At 72.6% G+C, this 1,637-nt stretch carries 1 protein-coding gene; it reads left to right on the top strand.

Going from position 1 to position 1,637, the window contains the following annotated elements:
- Positions 1 to 132 precede the first annotated feature (132 nt).
- Complete coding sequence (locus B5F33_RS10720; protein ID WP_087411812.1) at positions 133 to 1,407, top strand: IS30 family transposase; 1,275 nt, start codon at positions 133 to 135, stop codon at positions 1,405 to 1,407.
- The last annotated feature ends 230 nt before the right edge of the window (positions 1,408 to 1,637 follow it).

Genomic DNA, 1,637 nt, shown 5'->3' with positions numbered 1-1,637 from the left:
GTTTGATTTGCAAGTTCATCGAAACGCTTCCAGGACTCAGCGGGACATGTCCCGCTGAGTCCTGGAAGCGTTTCGCGCTAGCCTCCCGGACGGGGGCCGGATCGGCCGGCCCGCGAAGAGAGGAGGCCGGATATGGCCAAGGTGCCCAGGACGACGGCCGGGAGGGCCTACTCGAGGCTCACCAGGCACGAGAGGAACCAGATCGAGAGGATGCTCGACCGCGGGAAGGGGGCGCGCGAGATCGCGCGGGAGCTCGGCAGGTCGCCGTCGACGGTCGCCAACGAGGTGGCGCGCCACCGCTTCGTCACCGCGCCGAGGTCGATGTACGGCGAGCCGGCGCCGGCGGACCTGTCCGGCGCGTGCGAGCGGCTGCAGTCGTGGCCCAGGTGCTGCAACGGGTGCAGGCGCAGGCGCGGGTACGGCTGCAGCAGGAAGCCGCGCGTCTTCTACAGCGCAAGGATGGCGCAGGCCGCGGCGGACGCGGAGCTCTCCGGGTCGAGGCGCGGCATAGACGAGACGGAGGGGTCCGTCGCCGCCAAGCTGTCGACGATCAGGTCGTGCCTCGCGCGGGGGCTCTCGCCGCAGCAGATCGCCGCGCTGCACCCCGAGCTGGGAATCTCCGCGTCGACGGTGTACCGCTGGGTCGACGCGGGCTACGCCGAGATGACCAACCTCGACCTCCGCAGGAAGGTCGGCTACAAGAAGCGCTCCAGGAAGGCGCCCGGGCGCCCCACGCGCCACTCCGCCCGCAGGTCCCACGACGAGTTCGCGCGGCTGCCCGAGGACGAGCGGGCGTCGGCGTGGGAGATGGACACCGTCGAGGGCTCGGCCGCGGACTCCGCCCGGCTGCTCACGCTCTACCACCGGCCCACGTCCTTCCAGCTCGCGATCCCCGTCGAGGACGGCACGTGCGGGGCGGTGAAGGCGGGCCTCGGCCTCGTGCGCGCGGCGCTCGGCGCCGACGGCGTGGGGCGCGTGTTCGGGCTCGTGCTCACCGACAACGGGGCCGAGTTCTCCGACGAGGGCGGCATCGCCGCCCTGCTCGGGGAGGCCGCGGGCGAGACGCGCCTCTACTACTGCGAGCCCCGCCGGGCCGACCAGAAGGGCGGCTGCGAGAGGAACCACGTCGAGATCAGGAAGATGCTGCCCAAGGGCCGCGGGATCCGCCTCGACCGCCTGACGCGCGCCGACGCCGCGCTCGTCATGTCCCAGGTCAACTCCGAGCCGCGCGGCAAGCTGGCGTGGAGGACCCCGTCGGAGATGCTCCTGGCCGCGTTCGGCGAGGACGCCCGCGCGCTGCTCGACGCCTTCGGCGTGGAGGCGCTGGCGCCCTCGGAGCTCGACCTGACGCCCGCCTGCGTGGAGAGGGCGCGCGCGGGGAGGGGCGAGGCGCCGCTGGCCGGATAGCCCTGCGGGGACAACCGAATAGCGGGCCCGGGACCCGTCGCGCTGAGTCTGGAAGCGGCGCGCGGCGGGCCGGCGGAGCATGCTCTCAAGAGCCAGCGCGACGCCTCGACACGAATCCTACACCTGCGGGGACGCGTCCGGAAGGCCGCCCGCAAGGGCGCGCCCCCGTCGCGCTAGGTGCGGAAACGCCCTGATCGCTCAAAGCGTTTCGCTGAGGTTGAAAATCAACC

It is taken from the genome of Collinsella sp. An2, from assembly GCF_002160065.1.
Classification (GTDB): domain Bacteria; phylum Actinomycetota; class Coriobacteriia; order Coriobacteriales; family Coriobacteriaceae; genus Limicola.
This window is presented reverse-complemented; position numbering and strand designations above follow the sequence as displayed.

What these genes read in the sequence shown, in the direction of transcription:
- B5F33_RS10720 (WP_087411812.1), top strand. Translation starts at nt 133, where the DNA reads ATGGCCAAGGTGCCCAGGACGACGGCCGGGAGGGCCTACTCGAGGCTC.